Below are 16650 nucleotides of genomic sequence, written 5' to 3'. Positions count from 1 at the left end.
GGGTGGTGCCGGAGCAGCTCGGGTGCCTGCGACCCGTCAGGCCGCGGAGGCGGCCTTCGACCCTCGGTGCGACGCCGCCGGGCCGGCGTTCCAGCCCCATCGCGGCGCCGGCACCGAGGAGTCACGACGTCCGTCCGGTTCGACGTCGTCACTGTCGGCTCCGTCGACGGTCAGCTCGACCGAGGCCGGGGTGCTGCGAGCCAGTCGCAGTGAGTGCTCGGCACCGGCACGCGCCACGCACGGCCACGACTGCCCGGCGCACTGAAGGTTGCGGCACCGGCCCTCGTCGTCCGGCTCGTGTGCGCTCAGCACGTCGACCGCCAACTGCCACAGCAGCGGGTCGGTCACGTCGTGCGGACGCTCGGCGGTGCGGCTCGGTCGGTTGCTGGTGTCGTCGGACATCATGGCCCCCCTCGTCAGGCTGTACCCCCCAAGGGTCACCCGTCAGCCGCCAGCTAAACCGCCGACCTGCTGTGATGTGTCTCTGCTCGCAACTCGACCGCGGACGCCGCACGCGTATCGGTCAGTCCGGCAGGAGTGGCATCTCCACCCCCGGCTCCCGGTTGAGCAACACCGCCCGGGTCAGCGCCGCCGATCCGAACCGGTCGCGGACCGCGTCCACCGCAGCGTCCAGATCGGAACCGGCGTCAGGCTGGAACGGCAGCTCAGGCTGGACGGGGTTGTCGTCGAGATTGCCCACCGAGACACCGATCAGAGTGACACCACGGCGATCGATCTCGGGCAGTGCCGCGCGCAGCAGCGCACGCGCGGCGGCGAGCAGTGGCGTGGTGTCCGCCGTCGCCTTCCCCACCGTGTGCGAGCGGGTCGCCCGGGTGTAGTCGCCGAAGCGCAGCCGCAACACCACCGTGCGGCCGGACCGTCCGGCCGCCCGCATCCGCCGGCTGACCCGGTCGACCAGGCCGGCGAGGATGGCCTCCAACTCCGTCGAGGCGTGCGGGGTGCGACTGAGGGCGTGCTGCGCGCCCATCGACCCGCGCCGCCGCCCCACCTGCACCGCCCGGGGGTCGCGGTTGTGCGCCAACGCGTGCAGGTGCCGGCCGGCGCCCGCCCCGAGCATCGACACCAGCGCCGCCTCGCCGAGGCGGGCCACCTCCCCGACCGTACGGATCCGGCGCTCCCGCAACTTGGCGGCAGTGACCGGGCCGACTCCCCAGAGCCGTTCCACCGGCAGTGGATGCAGGAACGCCAGCTCATCGTCCGGCGCGACCACCAGCAGGCCGTCCGGTTTCGCCACAGCGCTGGCCACCTTGGCCAGGAACTTCGTGCGGGCCACCCCCACCGTGATCGGCAGGTGGACCTGGTCGCGGACCTCCCGGCGCAGCCGTTCGGCGATCTCGGCCGGCGGCCCGACCAGCCGCCCCAGCCCACCCACGTCGAGGAACGCCTCGTCGATGGAGAGCCCCTCGACCAGCGGCGTGGTCTGCCGGAAGATCTCGAAGACCGCGCGGCTCGCCGCCGTGTACGCCGACATCCGGGGCGGCACCACTATCGCGTCCGGGCAGAGCCGACGCGCCTGCTGGCCGCCCATCGCGCTGCGGACACCCCGCGCCTTCGCCTCGTAGCTGGCCGCGAGCACCACCCCACCACCGACGATCACCGGTCGGCCCCGCAGGCGCGGGTCGTCGCGCTGCTCGACCGACGCGTAGAACGCGTCCAGGTCGGCGTGCAGGATGCTGGCGCCGGGCGACACGTACACATGTTCGCATGGCGCCCGGCCGATGCGGCAGTGAGCTGGGCGAACGCCCGATCAGTCGAGGCAGAACTCGTTGCCCTCGGGGTCGGCCATGATGAGGTGACCGGCGGCCAACGGGGGAGTGGGCTCGTGCCGGCCGAGGCGCTTCGCGCCGTGCGAGACGAGCCGTTCGGCCTCCGTCTCCAGGGCCGCCATCCGCGCGTCACCGGTCAGCCCGGGGGCGGCCCGGACGTCGAGGTGGACGCGATTCTTCACCTGCTTGCGTTCCGGCACCCGCTGGAAGAACAGCCGTGGTCGCGCGCCCTCGGGGTCGACCACCGCCGACGCGTCGTTGCGGTTCTCCGGCGGCACACCCATCGCCTCCAGTGCCTGGTCCCAGGATTCGAAGTCTCCGGGTGGGCCCTGCACCTGGTAGCCGAGCACCTCGGCCCAGAACGTGGCCAACCGGGCCGGGTCGGCGCAGTCGAAGGTGATCTGCACGTCGCGGATCACGGCGGATCCCTGGTGTCTGATCTGGTCGGTCATGAGCTGAGCCTCTCGCGGATAGCGGACAGGATTGTTCCGCTATCCGTGCAACGATCGACGAATGACCGTCGAGGCGACGACCGAGCGGGTGCTGCGCCTGCTGGCGCTGCTGCAACGACGACCGTCCTGGACGGCCGCCGAACTCGCCGTAGAGTTGGGGGTCACCGGCCGTTGCGTGCGCCGCGACGTGCAGCGCCTGCGGACGCTCGGTTACCCCGTGCACGCCGTCTCGGGCGTCGGCGGCGGCTACCAACTCGGTGCGGGCACCCGGCTGCCGCCGTTGCTCCTCGACGACGAGGAGGCGATCGCCACGGCGGTCTCGCTGCGGCTGGCCTCCGGCGGCACCGTCGCCGGGGCGGGCGAGGCGGCGCTACGGGCACTCGCGAAGCTCGACCAGGTGATGCCGTCGCGGCTGCGCGCCGAGGTGCGGGCGGTGCACGGCGCCACCGACACCCTCATCGGCCCGGTCGCCGAGATCGACGCGGAGCTGCTGGTGACGCTGGCCCGCGCCTGCCGGGACGGGGTGCGCGTTCGGTTCGACTATCCCGGCCGGGGCGCCGGGGGCCAGGAACGGACGGTCGAACCGATCCGGATGGTCACCACCGGCCGTCGCTGGTATCTGATGGCCTGGGACGTCGACCGCGACGACTGGCGGACGTTCCGGCTGGACCGGATGCGGGCGGTGGTGGCGACCACCTGGCGGTTCCGGGCCCGCGAGCACCCCGATCCGGTGGCCTTCGTGCAGCGGGCGGTGACCGGGGCGCCGTACCGGTACCTCGCCCGGGTGCGCGTGCACGCCCCGGCCGACCAGCTGCGCGAGGTGGTCCCGCCCCAGGTGGGACGGGTCGAGGACGATCGTGACGGGTGGTCGGTGCTGGTCCTCGGCGGCGACAGCCTGGACTGGCTCGCCGCGCACCTCGCCCGGCTGAGTTACGAGGTCGAGGTGTTGGAGCCTGCCGAGCTGCGCGAGGCCGCGGGCCGGCTGGCCCGTCGCCTCGCGGTGCTGGCCGGTGCGACGTCGGAGCCCGACGCGCGGTGACGCAGCGTGTAGTGCCGCAGCGACACCGGGCCGCCGTCGGGAGCGGTCCACGGCGCCGTGCTCGTGCCGACGCACCGCCATCCCGCGCGCTCGTACAGCGCGACGGCCGCGGTGTCACCGGCGGCCACCTCCAGCACCAGGTCCGTCGCGCGTGTGGCCGCCCACCGGCGGGCCCGGTCCAGCAGCGCGCTGCCCAGCGCCAACCCCCGGGCTTTCGGCACCACGAAGAGACGGGCGACCTCGGCCGTCGGCGGGGCCAGCGGCCCGCCCGCCGGGTCGGGCAGCCGGTGCACGGCGATGTGACCCACGACGGCAGCGTCGTCATCGACTGCCACCCAGGCCCGCGCTGGCTGCGGCTCGCGGAGCCAGCGGTGCGGGTCGGCGGGCCAGTTCATCGGGTACCTGTCGACCCGGTGAACCTCGGCGAGCGCCGCGACGCAGCCGTCCAGGTCGGTGGCGCGCCGTCGGCGGATGCGCGGTGGGTTCACAGGTCGTCGAACGGGCTGGCGTAGCGGAACTCGCCCCGGATCGACTCGTTCCACGCGTGCAGCGGCCGAGCCATGAAGTACTGCGGCCCCCACGGCTGCGGCGGGGTGACACCCAGCTCGACGGCCGGCCGGAACCCGAAACGCGGGTAGTAGTCGGGGTGCCCGAGCAGCACCACCAGCGGCTCGTCCCGCGCGTCGGCCGCGCCGAGCACCGCGTGCATCAACGCGCTGCCGACGCCGCGCCGCTGCCAGTCCGGCAGCACTCCCAGCGGCCCCAGGCCCAGCGCCACCGCCGCGCCGCCTACCAGGCCGCGGGTGGCCACCACGTGACCGACCACCTGGCCGTCCGAATCGACCGCCACCAGGGAGTACGCGGGCAGCCAACCCTCGTCGGCGCGGAGCGCGTCGACGAGCGTCGCCTCGACCGGTACGCCGTCACCGCCATCGGCCTTGGCGAAGGCCGCGGAGTGCACCGCGCGAATCGCGTCGACGTCGGCGGGTGTCTCGCGTCTGATCAGCACCGCGCCACCATAGACGCGGTGAGTTGCCGGCTCCACGCGTTTATCGCCGGCACCGATCTGCCGGCGGTCGTCGTGGACGGCGGTCGTGGTGGCCGGCGGGCGGCACTTCGCGGACATGGCGGGGAGACGCTTGATGTCTGTGAGTCATCATGATGACTCACAGACATCAAGCTCAGCCGACGGCGGTGGCTGACGGCGGGGCGCTGCCGCCCTGCGGCGCCTCCGGGACCATCAGTCGGATGATCTCCGCCCGGTCGGCGGGCGAGGGCAGCCCCCATTCCGGCCGGTAGCCGTACACCTCGTGCAGTGGCGTGGAGCTGGTGCGGCCGTCCAGGATCTCCACGGCGTCGGTGCCGATCAGGCCGGGGTGTTCGACGCCGCAGGCCTCGGCGACCTTGGTCAGGTCCCGGCGCAGGGTCCGCACGTAGTTGGCCGCCCGGACCGACTTCGACGCCGGGTCCAGGCCACGGGCGAGCCACGCGTTCTGTGTGGCGACACCGGTCGGGCAGGTGTCGGTGTGGCACTTCTGCGCCTGGATGCAGCCGATCGACAGCATCGCCTCCCGACCGACGTTGACCAGGTCGCAGCCGAGCGCGAACGCCACGATGGCGTTGTCCGGCAGGCCGAGCTTGCCGGCGCCGACGAAGACCACCTGCTCGTGCAGGCCGTGCTCGGCGAAGATCTTGTACACCCGGGAGAAGCCCTGCTGGAACGGGAGCGACACGGAGTCGGTGAAGATCAGCGGTGCGGCGCCGGTGCCGCCTTCACCGCCGTCGATCGTCACGAAGTCCACACCACGGCCGGTGTCCCGCATCAGGGTGGCCAGCTCCTGCCAGAAGCCCAGGTCACCCACGGCCGACTTGATGCCGACCGGCAGACCTGTCTCGGCGGCCAGCAGCTCCACCCAGTCGAGCAGGCTGTCGCAGTCGGAGAACTCGGCGTGCCGGGACGGGCTGACGCAGTCCTGACCGGCCGGGATGCCCCGGGTGGCGGCGATCTCGGCGGACACCTTCGCCCCGGGCAGCAACCCACCGAGGCTCGGCTTGGCGCCCTGGCTCAGCTTGATCTCCAACGCCTTGACCGGGGCCCCGGCGACCAGGTCCCTCAGCCGGTCGAGGCTGAACCGGCCGTGCTCGTCGCGGCAGCCGAAGTACGCCGTGCCGAGTTGGAAGACCAGCTCACCACCGTTGCGGTGGTACGGCGACAGGCCGCCCTCACCGGTGTTCTGCAGGCAGCCGGCGAGGGCCGCACCCTTGTTGAGCGCGGTGACGGCGTTGCCGGACAGCGAGCCGAAGCTCATCCCGGAGATGTTGACGACCGACTCGGGGCGGAACGCCCGGGCCCGCCCCCGTGCCGCGCCGAGCACCTTCGCGCAGGGCAACCGCACATCGTGCCCGGCGGCCGGTGACGACGGCGGCACGGCACGGCCGAACGTGCGGTGCTTGATGATCGGGTACCCGGGGGTGTACTCGATGTCGTTGTCCGTACCGAAACCGAAGTAGTTGTTCTCCTGCTTGGCCGACGCGTACACCCAGCGGCGCTGGTCGCGGGTGAACGGCCGCTCCTCGTTGTTGCCGGCCACGATGTACTGCCGAAGCTCCGGCCCGATCGTCTCCAACAGATAACGGGCGCGGCCGAGGATCGGGAAGTTGCGCAGCAGCGCGTGATCGCGCTGGATCAGGTCCCGCGCGGCGAGCGCCGCGACGGCGGTGGCGACGGCGGGTACGGCTCGACGGGCCCAGGTCATGCCCGGGAGTCTTTCCGCCCGGACGGCGGATCAAACCGGTGAGCTGGCTGGTGGCGGTGCGGGTGCGCCCCACACCGCCACCCCGTGCTCAGCGGTGCCGGAACGACTCGCGGACCGATCCGCCGACGACAGCGCACCACGTGCTCGTGCTGAGCTTGCCGTTGCGCGGCAGCCCGTGCAGCGCCTGAAGGTCCTGCACCGCGCTCCGGGTGGCGTGGTCGTACGCCCCGGTCACGGTGACCGCGTACCCCTTGGTGGCGAGGATTTCCTGCACGGCAGTCACCGGCGCTCCGCTGGCGTGCTGGTCCAGCTCCGGCACCAGGGTTTCCCAGGTCGGGGTGGTGAGAGTGGCGTCCACGTCCACAGCGATGCCGTTGCGGGCCTGCCAGTCCTGCACGGCCGCGACGGTCGCGGCGTCGAACGTGCCGCTGACGGTCACCGGGTAGCCCCGGAAGGCGAGCAGGTGCTGCACCACCCGGACCGAGGGGGAGTTGACGAAGCGCCACAGGTCCGGCCAGCGGCGCGCCGGCACGTCACCGAGCGTGGTGCCGAGGGCGGCGTGCACGCGCCGCCGCAGCTCGGGGAACTGCCGGTAGAAGGCCGCGCCCGGGCACTCGGTGGTGCGGAAGTCCCAGTGGCCGAAGATGTCGTGCGCGTGCAGCCCGTACTGCCGGCAGATCGCGACGCAGAGCTTGACCAGCGAGTCGGTCAATGCCTTCGGCGGGGTCTCGGTGACGTAGGTGCCCTCGTTCTCGATGCCGATCGCCCGGCCGTTCTCACCCGGGCAGTGCGCCGAGATCATCTGCCGGTCGCCGGCTTCGAGCCGTTCCAGGCTGCCTCGGCGGCCCTCCAGCACGTAGCCGCCGCGGCTCACCGTGAAGTGCTGGCCGGTGTCCGACCAGCCGTTGCCGTCGATGTGCAGGTCCTGGCAGTCGTGGGCGAGCTTCACCGCCTGCTCACGGGAGTAGTCGGTGACGTTCGGGAACGCCATGTGGTGCACGATGATCTTGTTGGTGGCGATGGCGCTCACCGACAGCGGATCCTTCGGCGGGCGGGCGGCCCACTCGTCACAGCTGATGATCCAGTCCAGGTCGGTGCCCGGCGCGGCCTGCGCTGCGCCCGGGAAGGCGAGTTCGCTCCCGACGACGGCGACCGTGGCGGCGCCGAGACCGGCCCGCAGCAGCGTCCGGCGATCCACTTCGGAATGGTCGACGTGCATGGCATCTCCTCCTGCGGCCGACGGCGGGGATGAAAAGTAGCTCCAGTGGCCGCACGTACTCCGGAGAATATTGCCAATACTCGCCCGCGCGCTAGAGGACCGGCAGAGCTCGTGATCACCGGTGTTTCCGCGCGCCGGGTCGGGGGTAGGTCGGGGCAGACCGATCCGGCTGCCCCTTAAGGAATGACCAGATGAGTGACAACGTCAGCGACGCGGTGGGCGACGCGCTCCGCTCGGTGATGCTCTTCCTGCCCAAGGCCGTCGCCTTCCTGGCGATCCTGGTGGCCGGATGGCTGATCGCCAAGGCGGTACTGAAGATCGTGGAGAAGGTCCTCGAACGGGTGGGCTTCGACCGCGCCGTCGAACGCGGCGGCATCCGCCGCGCGTTGAGTCGCTCCCGGTACGACGCCAGCGACATCGTCGCGAAGCTCGCCTACTACGCGGTGCTGCTGTTCACCCTCCAGCTCGCCTTCGGCATCTGGGGGCCGAACCCGATCTCCGACCTGCTCGGTGCGGTCATCTCGTGGCTGCCCCGGGCCTTCGTCGCGATCGTCATCGTCGTGGTCGCCGCCGCCATCGCCAACGCGGTCAAGGACATCATCAGCGGCGCGCTCGGCGGCCTGTCGTACGGCCGGGCGCTGGCCACCATCGCCTCGGTGTTCATCCTCGGCCTCGGCGTCATCGCCGCGCTGAACCAGATCGGGGTGGCCACCGCGGTCACCACTCCGGTGCTGATCGCCGTGCTGGCCACGATTGGCGGCATCCTCGTCGTCGGTGTCGGCGGCGGCCTGATCCGTCCGATGCAGAGCCGTTGGGAGTCGTGGCTGACCCGCGCCGAGCGGGAGTCGCGGCTGATCGCCGAGCACGCGCAGGCGTACCGGGCCGGCCGTCGCGACGCCGAGGCGGAACTGGCCCGCGCGTCGGCCCCCACCAGCGACCCGGAGGCCACCCAGGTGGTGACCCGGCCCGCCGACACCGACGCCACCCAGGTCGTGCGCTTCCCGGTCAGCTCTGGAACCGACGACACCACCCAGGTGGTCAGCCGCTCGGCCGACCCCGACGTCACGCAGGTGGTGGGTGCCGGTGCCGACTCCGACACGACCCAGGTGGTCACCGGCGGCACCGACCGCGCGGTGCCCGGGCAGCGCACCAGCGACGACAGCGAGACCACCACTGTCATTCCGCCGGTCGACCGGCGCTGACATCCGGCGTTACGGCGGGGCGGGATCGACCTGATCCCGCCCCGCCTCGCGTTCTGCGCACCGCCTCGCCTACCCGGCCCGGTTCGCGCTGCCCGGCACGCCGAAAGCGCTGGCCGCCACCGCGCCGGTTGTCTAGCATCGCGGGCATGACCTGGCGACATTGATCCACCGGCCTAGGCCGATCCCGTGGGCCACCACGGGCACCGCACGTCCGGTGTCCGTCTCCACTCCCACGGGAAGGCCCCATGATCTCCATCGTCTCGCGCGTGCCCGACCCGGCGGTCCGCCGGCTGACGGCGACCCTCTACGGGTACGCGTTCCTCAGCGACCTTGTCCTGCTCTACCCGCTGTACGTGGTGTTCTTCGCCGACACCGGGCTGTCGGTGGGGCAGATCGCGTCGCTGTTCGTCATCTGGTCGGCCGCCGGCATCCTGTTCGAGGTGCCCTCCGGCGCGTGGGCCGACGTGCTGTCCCGCCGGCTGCTGCTGTGCCTCGCCCCGCTGGTGGCCGCCGCCGGTTTCGCGCTCTGGGTGCTGCTGCCGTCGTACCCGGCGTTCGCTGGTGGTTTCCTGCTCTGGGGCGCCGCTGGCGCGCTGGTGTCCGGCGCCCTGGAGGCGTTGGTCTGGACCGAGCTGGACCGGCTCGGCGCGGTCGGCCGGTACGCCCGGGTGCTCGGGCGGGCGCGGACGGCGGGTGTGCTGGGCGTGGTGCTCTCCGGAGTGCTCGCCGGTCCGGTGCTCGCCGTCGGCGGGTATCCGGCGGTCGGCGCGGCCAGCGTGGCCGCCTGCCTGCTCGCCGCGATCGCCGCCACCCGCTTTCCGGAGCACCGCGCGCCAGCCGCCGCACGCGTCACGGTCGCCGAGCCGGTGCCGGCTGCCGGGCCGGTGAATGCCGCACCACCCCGGCCGGACCAGCCGGACACCGCCCCACCCGCGAACCCGGACAAGCCGGGCACCGCCCCACCCGCGAACCCGGGCGAGTCGGACAGCGTCCCGCCGGCGGGCCCGGACGACGATGTCGACCTGGGATGGTGGGACACGCTGCGGGCCGGGGTGGCGCAGGTCCGCACCCGTGCACCGGTGCGGTCGGCAGTGCTGCTGGTGGCGGTGGTCGCCGCAGACTGGGGTGCCCTGGACGAGTACACCCCGCTGCTCGCCCTGGACACCGGTGTCGGGGCGCAGGCCGTCCCACTGCTGCTCCTGCTGCTCTGGGCCGGGGTGACAGTCGGTGGGCTGCTCGCCCCGGCGGGGGAGCGGCTGGGCAGCCGAGGGTACGCCGCGCTGCTGGGGCTGGTCGGTGTCGCGCTGGCCGGCGGTGCACTGCTGCGGCACCCGGCGGGGTTCGTGCTGATCGCGGTGGCCTTCGGCGCGGCGCAGCTGGCCACCGTGCTGGCCGACGCCCGGTTGCAGGCCCGGATCACCGGCACCAGCCGCGCCACCGTCACATCCCTTGCCGGGATGGCCACCGACGTCCTGATCATCGTGACGTACGCCGGTTACGGCCTGCTCGCCACGGCGGCCGGCAACGCGGTGGCGTTCGCGCTGACCGCCGGGGCGTACCTCGTGGTGGCGCTGGTGCTGCTGACCCGCCGCCGGCGCCGCGCGGTGGTGCCCACCGGTGTGGTCGCGGCGGTGACGCCCGGCCGGCACTGACCGGGGCCCGGCGGCGGCCCGAGGGGGTCGCCGCCGGGCCGTGTGGTCAGCCGTCCAGGTGCAGGAACGACCACTGGTGGCCGTCGAGGTCCCGGAAGCCACGCATGTACATCGGCCCGTTGGCCATCCCCGGCCCGAGCGACTCGCCACCGGCGACGGCCGCCTGGTCGACCAGCTCGTCGACCTGCCCCCGGCTCTGCGCCGACAGCCCGACGATGACCTCCCGGCTGGTCTCCGTGTCCGGGGTGGCGACACCGGTGAACCTCTCGAAACCCGAGCGCAGGTGCAGCACCAGCCGGGTGGTGTCGGAGATGGTGAGCACCATGCTGTCGCCGTCCGGCTCGCCCTGGTCGCTGGTGAAGCCGATCGCCCGGTAGAACTCGGCGGCGGTGGTCAGGTCGCGCACCGGCAGGTTGATGAACGTCATGGTCATCGGTGGCCTCCGTCCGTTTCGAGCAGTGCCTTGAGTGCGGCGAGTCGTTCACGCCAGTACGCCTTCAGCTCCGCGGCCTGCTCAGCCCCGGTCAGCTTCCCGTGCAGGACGATGACCCGGGCCTTTGACTCGCCGACAGCGTCGATGCCGACGACAATCCGGGTCGGGCCACCGGCCCAGTCGGCCCGGAAGATCCGGGGCGCGGTGGCGGTGCGGACGCGTACCTCGACGTCGGGCAGCCAACGGGCGCTCTCGCCGGTCTTCTCCATCCGGGTCCGAACCCGGGCCTTGAACGATCTCTGGGTGGTCATCACATGCTCCCGGTCAACGGCACGGTCACCGGGACTCACGCTCCCGCCGACCCCGCCGGAGTGGGGCATGTGGCACCACGTCCCGAGGGCTCCAGGCCCCCTTTGCCTCCGCGTTGCCGGCGGCGTGAGCGCCGGGAGGGAGGTGCGGCGCAGGACGACGCCGACGTCATCGTACGCCCCGACCGGCCGTCGGCGCAGCCGTCAGGGCTGGTCACCGTCGAGGTAGACCCACCGGCCGTCCTCGCGGACGAACCGGCTGTGTTCGGTCACCGTGCCGGGCCGGCCCCCGTGCCGGTAGTGGGCGTGGAAGCTCACCGTGCCGGCGGCGTCGAGTAGGCCGCCCCGCTCGGTCCGCACGATCTCCAGTCGGGTCCACCGCTGCCCCGGGTCGAGCTCCAGGGCGGCCGGCCGGGTCGACGAGTGCCAGCTGCGCAGCAGGTAACCGGAGTCGCCGAGGGCGAAGGCGCTGAACCGGGAGCGCATCAGGGCCTCGGCCGTCGCCGGGGCGTCGCCCGCGTGCGCCGGGGCGCAGCAGTCCGCGTACGCCCGGCCGGAGCCGCACGGGCACACCCGTCCCGTCGTCGCGTTCGCCCGCCGGCGTCCCGCACCCTTGCCCACGTCGCTATCCTTCCGTACCCGTTCTAGTCCAGCGGCACCGGCAGCGGCACCGGCCGCTTGGCCACCCGGTCGTCGCCCGAGGACCGGCCGCTCAGGTGCCGGACCAGCCAGGGCAGCAGGTGCCGGCGGGTCCAGGCCAGCTCGGCGCCGAACACCTCACCCCGGCGTCGCCGCGCTGCGGGTGGCAACGGTTGCGTCCAGGAGTCGTCGAAACCGGGCAGACCCGCCGTGTACGCCAGCGCGGCGGCGATCCGCTCGTGCCCGGCGCTGTTGGCGTGCAGCCGGTCGTCGCTCCACAGCCGGGGATCGGAGGAGACCGGGTGGGCACCCAGGTCGAGGAGGGTGGCGCCGGTCCGCGCGGTGGCGGCCCGCAGCGCCTCGTTGAGCGCCAGCATGCGACCCCGCAGGGGCCGGGCCAGCGGCATCACGGGCGCCGGGTCCGGCATCGTGAACGTCAGCACGGTGGCCCCCTGATCGACGAGCGCCTGCTGCATCGCCGCCACATCACCGGCGACCTGGTCCGCGTCGAAGGAGGGACGCAACACGTCGTTCATGCCAGCGACGACGGTGGCCAGGTCGGGGGCCAGGTCGAGGGCGGGCTGGAGCTGCTCGGCCCGGATCAGCGCGGTGGTCCGGCCACGGATGGCCAGGTTCGCGTATTCCAGACCGCCCTGGGCGCGGGCCACCGCCAGGGCGAACCGGTCGGCCCAGCCCCGGTAGCCGCCGGCGCCGTCCGGGTCGTCGAGCCCCTCGGTGGTGCTGTCGCCGATCGCCACGTACCGCTGCCACATCACCCGGGCGAGGTTAGCCCTCCGGCACCTCGGGTGGACCGTCGACCGGTCGACAACGACGGTTGACGATCCTCCCTAGACTCGCGACATGACGCGAGCCCCTGCGGTGGCACTGGCCCCGAACGTCTGGCGTATCCCCACTGTCGGCCGTTCGGCCGTCAACTCGTACGCCTTCGTCGACGACGACGGCAGCGTCACGCTTGTCGACTGCGGGCTGGCCAAGGCGCCGGCCCGGATCGTGCGCGGGCTGGCGGCGATCGGCAAGGTGCCGGCGGACGTCACCCGGATCGTGCTCACCCACGCGCACCCCGATCATGCCGGCGGCGCGGCGGAGTTGGCCCGCCGTACCGGTGCCCCGGTCGCGGCGCACGCCGCCGACGTGGCGTACGCGCAGGCGGGCCGCGCGCCGGTCAGCGACCCGGCGGTGACCGGCGGCCGGCTCTTCGCCCGGCTCAACAGCGGCCGGTTTCCGGCGGTCGAGGTGGCCCAGCCGCTGGCTGACGGGGACCTGCTCGACGTCGGTGGCGGCCTGCGGGTGGTGCACACCCCGGGGCACTCGCCCGGGCACGTGTCGCTGCTGCACGAGCCGACCCGCCTGCTGATCACCGGGGACGCGTTGTTCAACGTGCTCGGCGTCCGGTGGCCGATGCGGTGGCTGTGCAGCGACTTCCAGATGACCCGGGAGACCGCGCACGTGCTCGGCGAGTTGGAGTACGACCTGGCGGCCTTCACCCACGGTCCCGAGTTGACCGACAACCCCCGCGACCGCATCCGCGCCTTCCTCTCCGCGCATCGTTGAGCGGCCCGCCGGCGGGCCTCACAGCCAGCCGGACCGGCGGAACAGGCGGTACAGGAACACTGCCGCCGCCGCCATCAGGGTCAGCGCCCCGGCGTAGCCGTAGCGCCAGGCCAGCTCGGGCATGTGGTCGAAGTTCATGCCGTAGATGCCGGCGATGCCGGTCTGGGTTGCCGCGATGGCCGCCCAGGCGGCGATCTTGCGCATGTCGTTGTTCTGCTCCACGGCGAGCTGCGCCAGCCGCGACTGGACGATCGAGGTGAGCAGGTCGTCGTACGCGGCCACCCGATCCACCGCCCGGCTCAGCCGGCCGTCCACGTCGACGAACCAGCGGTGCAGGGCGCGCGGCGGGCCGTCGGGTTCGAGCAGCGTACGCATCGGCGTCTGCAACGGCAGGACCGCCCGCTTGAACTCCACCACCTCCCGTTTGAGCTGGTAGATGTGCTGGATGTCGGCCGTGCGGTCGCGGGCGAACACCGCCTCCTCGACCCGCTCCAGGTCGCGTTCCACGTGCCCGGCCACCTCCAGGTAGGAGTCGACCATGCGGGCGCAGACCGCGTACGCCACCGCCCACGGGCCGGCGGCCAGCAGCGCGGGGCGGCGCTCGATGTCGGCGCGGACGCTGCGCAGCGCCCCGGCGGCACCGTGCCGCACAGTGATGGCGAAGCGGTCACCGAGCAGCACCATGACGTCCCCGGTGTCGATGACCTCGGAGGTGTCGGTCAGCTCGTCGTGCTCCACGTACCCGGCGGTGCGCAGGACCAGCAGCGTGACCGGCCCGTTGCGCTGCACGGTGGGCCGGTGCCCGTCGGCGAGCGCCTGTTCGACGGTCAGCTCGTCGAGGCCGAAGGTCCGGCCGACCGCGGCGAGCACGGCCGCGCCGGGATCGTGCAGTCCGAGCCACACGAAGGCGTCGCGGCCGTGCCGGGCCCGGGCGTACGCGTCGGCGTAGTGGAGGTGACCGGGTTCCCGGCGGCCGTTGACGTAGACGGCGCAGTCGACCACGGCGTCCGGGTTGGACCGACGGGGGGTGGGGGAGCCGTCCTCGATCCGTCCGAGCAGTCGACGGGCCAGGGCCCGTACGCGTCGACCTGTTCGGTCCCGTACCGGTCGCTGATCCACCGCGTGCCTCCCCGCCGCCGACGCACCACCTCGATCAGGGATGGTGCCACCGCATTCTGCCGAGCAGGGCCCGGCGCACGGCAGCGGGGCGGCGGTGCGGGTGACTTAGGCGGGCGACCCCGTTCAGGCGGTGCGGGTGGCGAAGACGACGACGTTGTCGACGTAGTTGCCGCTCGTGGCGTCGAACCGGCCGCCGCAGGTGATCAGGCGCAGCTCGGCGGCGTCCGCCGGGCCGTAGACCAGCGTGGTGGGGAAGTGCTCCTTGGGGTACGCGCGAACGGCGTCCACTGTGAACGTCGCGACCCGTGCGTCGGCGCGGGTGACCTGGACCTGCTGCCCGGCGCGGAGCCGACCGAGGTCGAAGAAGACCGCCGGCCCCGACGGTGCGTCGACGTGTCCCACCAGGACGGCGTTGCCGGTCTCGCCGGGGCTGACCCCGTGCCGGTACCAGCCGGCGAGGGTGGGCCGGTCCAGTGGCGGCACCTCCAGCACCCCGCTGGCGTCCGCGCCGACGGGAACGATGTCGGCGCGGACGCCGATGGCGGGGATCTGCACCCGGACCGGCGCGGCGGGTGGCAGCGGGGCCAGGTCCGGTGCGGGGTGGGTGCGGGTCGGCGCGTCGGCCGACGGTCGCGGTGGCCGGGCCGGGTCGGCGGTGAGGCCGACGGTGATCAGCCCGAGCCCGGTCACGCCGAGCAGGGCGACCACGGCCGGCAGGGTCCGCCGCCACCACACCTGCGCACCTCCGGGTGGGTTCGTCGGGGTGCCCGCGCCGGTGTCACCGGCGCGGGCACCCGTCTCAGGGATGGAACGGCCGCCGGTCAGGCGACAGTGGACACCGGACGGCGCCGGCGGATCAGGATCACCGCGCCGGCGAGGGCGGTGCCGAGCAGTGTGCCGCCGGCGGCGAGAGCGCCGGTGTCACGGTTGTCGCCTCCGGAGCCGGCGGGCGCGCCGCCGATCGGGGTGACGGTGAAGGTGGCGGTGCCGGCCGAGCTGCCGTCGCCGCAGGTGGCCGCCACCGTGTAGGTGCCCAGGGTGAACCCGGCGGTGAAGAGTTCGGCGCTCAGCCCGCCGCCGGCGGCGGCCGTGGTGGATCGGACGTTCTGGTCGCGGTTGGGGCCGGTGACCCGGAAGAGGGCATCACCCGACTTCGGGTTGCAGGTCGTCGCAGTGAGCACGACGGTTCCACCGACCGGGGTGGTGGCCGGTGACACGGTGGTGTCGGCCAGTGCGGCGCCTGGCAGCAGGAGCGTGCCGAGGCCCACGCCGAGCGCCGCCGAGCAGAGTGCTGTTGAGACCTTCATACGCGTCTTCCCTCACTTTTCGTCCGCTGACTGCGTGGGACGTCGTTCGGGTGGCCAACTCCGTGACTAGCACCGGTGTGCCCAACACTAGGTGGGTTGGGTCCTCGATCAGGTGAAAATGAGAAATCCTCGTTGCCGTCACGTGTCCACCCGAAGGCGGGGAGAGCCGCGAGCTGTCGCCGCTGGGCCGATGGCGAGGTATTGCCGGCGACGCCGCGAATGAGGCGCTGCTTCGGTGCGGGCCGGCGGCAACGGCCGGCCCGCTCGGCTGGGTCAGCCCGCCGGGGTCGGTTCGGGCATCGGCTCGCCGGTCTCCACCAGCGTCTTGAGGCTGGCCAGCAGCTCCGGCCAGCCGCCGCTGCCGTCGAGTTGGCCGCTGATCGCCCGGTGCATCTCGCTGTCGGGGGAGAAGCCGTCGTGGATGACTGTCAGTCGGACGGCTCCGTCGCCGTGCGGCTCGATCTCGAAGGTCACCTTCGACCGGCGCTCGCCGAGCCGGGCGGCCAGCTCCTCGGCGGACCAGCCGAAGTGCTCGGCGTGCTCGGGCTGGAAGCCGTGCCAGCTGTAGGAGAGGCGGCGGTACGGCTCGGCGACGAGCACCCGCTGGCCCAGGTCGCGGGGCTCGGCGTCGGGTGCGTCCTGCCACAGCACCGGCGACCCGGCCTGCCAGTCCGACACCAACGCCACCCCACCCCAGTAGCGGCGGGTGAACGCCGGTTCGGTGAGCGCGGCCCACAGTCGCTGGGCGGTGGTGGTGACGTAGGTCGTGTAGACGAAGGTGGGGCTTTCCATGGCTTGTCGCTCCAATGCGGTGGTCAGGTCGGCGAGGGCGGCGGCGCGCTCGCGGTCGTAGCGGCTGAGCCACCGGTCGGCGATGGCGTTGATGGGGGCGGCGTTGAGGTAGTGCAACTTCTCCCGGCCGCGGCGCACCGTGGTGACGAGATTGGCGGCCTCCAGCACCGACAGGTGCTTGCTGACGGCCTGTCGGCTGGTGGCCAGCCCGTCGCAGAGCTCCCGCAGGGTCTGTCCGTTGCGGTCGTTGAGCCGGTCGAGCAGGCGACGCCGGCTGGGGTCGGCCAGCGCCCGGAACGCGTCGTCCATCGACCCTCCCGACAATAGGCAACCCAGCGGTTGCCTATCAACATAGGCAACCAGCAAGTTGCCT

The 16650-nt window shown here is 72.9% G+C and carries 19 protein-coding genes; 4 read left to right on the top strand and 15 right to left on the bottom strand.

The genetic code is table 11. The features are described 5' to 3' along the window. Window positions 1-36 precede the first annotated feature (36 nt). The 3 genes from ACX27O_RS12285 to ACX27O_RS12275 form a co-directional block, all read right to left on the bottom strand. Window positions 37-402, bottom strand: a complete 366-nt coding sequence (locus ACX27O_RS12285; RefSeq protein ID WP_030332463.1) for a hypothetical protein — start codon at window positions 400-402, stop codon at window positions 37-39. 121 nt (window positions 403-523) lie between these two features. Continuing rightward, the gene (gene dinB, locus ACX27O_RS12280; protein ID WP_081883864.1) at window positions 524-1711 is read right to left on the bottom strand and encodes a DNA polymerase IV; all 1188 of its coding nucleotides are present in this window, start codon (window positions 1709-1711) and stop codon (window positions 524-526) included. A 57-nt stretch (window positions 1712-1768) separates the two neighbouring features. Next, entirely contained in the window at window positions 1769-2239 is a 471-nt protein-coding gene (locus tag ACX27O_RS12275) for a VOC family protein (RefSeq protein WP_358131026.1), read from the bottom strand. Window positions 2240-2300: 61 nt separating this feature from the next. Between ACX27O_RS12275 and ACX27O_RS12270 the strand changes: the two genes are divergently transcribed. Continuing rightward, on the top strand, window positions 2301-3278 hold the full coding sequence (locus ACX27O_RS12270) for a helix-turn-helix transcriptional regulator (protein ID WP_030332469.1): 978 nt from the start codon (window positions 2301-2303) through the stop codon (window positions 3276-3278). On the opposite strand, the gene ACX27O_RS12265 is transcribed toward ACX27O_RS12270, so the two are convergent. The 4 genes from ACX27O_RS12265 to ACX27O_RS12250 all read right to left on the bottom strand — a co-directional run bounded on the left by ACX27O_RS12265 (window position 3170) and on the right by ACX27O_RS12250 (window position 7232). Next, entirely contained in the window at window positions 3170-3766 is a 597-nt protein-coding gene (locus ACX27O_RS12265) for a GNAT family N-acetyltransferase (protein WP_358131029.1), read from the bottom strand. The two genes, ACX27O_RS12270 and ACX27O_RS12265, sit on opposite strands and share 109 nt — an antisense overlap. Further along, window positions 3763-4287 (bottom strand): GNAT family N-acetyltransferase, encoded by a 525-nt coding sequence (locus ACX27O_RS12260; protein WP_210859853.1) that lies wholly within the window; start codon window positions 4285-4287, stop codon window positions 3763-3765. The genes ACX27O_RS12265 and ACX27O_RS12260 overlap by 4 nt, the downstream gene beginning before the upstream one ends. A gap of 172 nt (window positions 4288-4459) precedes the next feature. Next, on the bottom strand, window positions 4460-6034 hold the full coding sequence (locus ACX27O_RS12255; protein WP_030332474.1) for an FMN-binding glutamate synthase family protein: 1575 nt from the start codon (window positions 6032-6034) through the stop codon (window positions 4460-4462). Window positions 6035-6122: 88 nt separating this feature from the next. After that, complete coding sequence (locus ACX27O_RS12250) at window positions 6123-7232, bottom strand: peptidoglycan recognition protein family protein (RefSeq protein ID WP_358138056.1); 1110 nt, start codon at window positions 7230-7232, stop codon at window positions 6123-6125. Window positions 7233-7444: 212 nt separating this feature from the next. Here ACX27O_RS12250 and ACX27O_RS12245 point away from each other — a divergent pair, with 212 nt between their 5' ends. Together ACX27O_RS12245 and ACX27O_RS12240 are read left to right on the top strand one after the other, a co-directional pair. After that, the gene (locus ACX27O_RS12245) at window positions 7445-8455 is read left to right on the top strand and encodes a mechanosensitive ion channel family protein (protein ID WP_030332478.1); all 1011 of its coding nucleotides are present in this window, start codon (window positions 7445-7447) and stop codon (window positions 8453-8455) included. 245 nt (window positions 8456-8700) lie between these two features. Further along, a complete protein-coding gene (locus ACX27O_RS12240; protein ID WP_458939433.1) occupies window positions 8701-10107 on the top strand; it encodes an MFS transporter in 1407 nt (468 codons plus the stop codon). A gap of 46 nt (window positions 10108-10153) precedes the next feature. On the opposite strand, the gene ACX27O_RS12235 is transcribed toward ACX27O_RS12240, so the two are convergent. The 4 genes from ACX27O_RS12235 to ACX27O_RS12220 form a co-directional block, all read right to left on the bottom strand. Then, entirely contained in the window at window positions 10154-10540 is a 387-nt protein-coding gene (locus ACX27O_RS12235; RefSeq protein WP_210863833.1) for a VOC family protein, read from the bottom strand. After that, window positions 10537-10851: a hypothetical protein gene (locus tag ACX27O_RS12230; RefSeq protein ID WP_458939432.1), complete on the bottom strand. Its 315-nt coding sequence runs from the start codon at window positions 10849-10851 to the stop codon at window positions 10537-10539. Before ACX27O_RS12230 ends, ACX27O_RS12235 begins: the two co-directional genes overlap by 4 nt. Before the next feature lie 201 nt (window positions 10852-11052). Then, a complete protein-coding gene (locus ACX27O_RS12225) occupies window positions 11053-11469 on the bottom strand; it encodes a YchJ family protein (protein WP_081883838.1) in 417 nt (138 codons plus the stop codon). A 23-nt stretch (window positions 11470-11492) separates the two neighbouring features. Then, complete coding sequence (locus ACX27O_RS12220; protein ID WP_030332486.1) at window positions 11493-12260, bottom strand: SGNH/GDSL hydrolase family protein; 768 nt, start codon at window positions 12258-12260, stop codon at window positions 11493-11495. A gap of 88 nt (window positions 12261-12348) precedes the next feature. On the opposite strand from ACX27O_RS12220, the gene ACX27O_RS12215 reads away from it, so the two are divergent. Continuing rightward, window positions 12349-13059: an MBL fold metallo-hydrolase gene (locus ACX27O_RS12215; RefSeq protein WP_030332488.1), complete on the top strand. Its 711-nt coding sequence runs from the start codon at window positions 12349-12351 to the stop codon at window positions 13057-13059. A gap of 18 nt (window positions 13060-13077) precedes the next feature. Here ACX27O_RS12215 and ACX27O_RS12210 read toward each other — a convergent pair whose 3' ends face one another. The 4 genes from ACX27O_RS12210 to ACX27O_RS12195 form a co-directional block, all read right to left on the bottom strand. Continuing rightward, on the bottom strand, window positions 13078-14178 hold the full coding sequence (locus ACX27O_RS12210) for a magnesium and cobalt transport protein CorA (protein WP_030332490.1): 1101 nt from the start codon (window positions 14176-14178) through the stop codon (window positions 13078-13080). Between the two features lie 123 nt (window positions 14179-14301). After that, window positions 14302-14913 carry a class F sortase gene (locus ACX27O_RS12205; RefSeq protein WP_030332492.1) on the bottom strand — a complete coding sequence of 204 codons (612 nt, stop codon included), beginning with the start codon at window positions 14911-14913 and terminating at the stop codon, window positions 14302-14304. An 86-nt stretch (window positions 14914-14999) separates the two neighbouring features. After that, the gene (locus ACX27O_RS12200) at window positions 15000-15485 is read right to left on the bottom strand and encodes a hypothetical protein (RefSeq protein ID WP_030332494.1); all 486 of its coding nucleotides are present in this window, start codon (window positions 15483-15485) and stop codon (window positions 15000-15002) included. Window positions 15486-15758: 273 nt separating this feature from the next. Then, a complete protein-coding gene (locus tag ACX27O_RS12195) occupies window positions 15759-16586 on the bottom strand; it encodes an ArsR/SmtB family transcription factor (RefSeq protein ID WP_358128677.1) in 828 nt (275 codons plus the stop codon). Window positions 16587-16650 lie beyond the last annotated feature (64 nt).

It is taken from the genome of Micromonospora sp. SD19, from assembly GCF_054462275.1.
The sequence above is the reverse complement of the archived record's forward strand: the minus strand, read 5'-3'. Positions and strand labels throughout refer to the sequence as shown.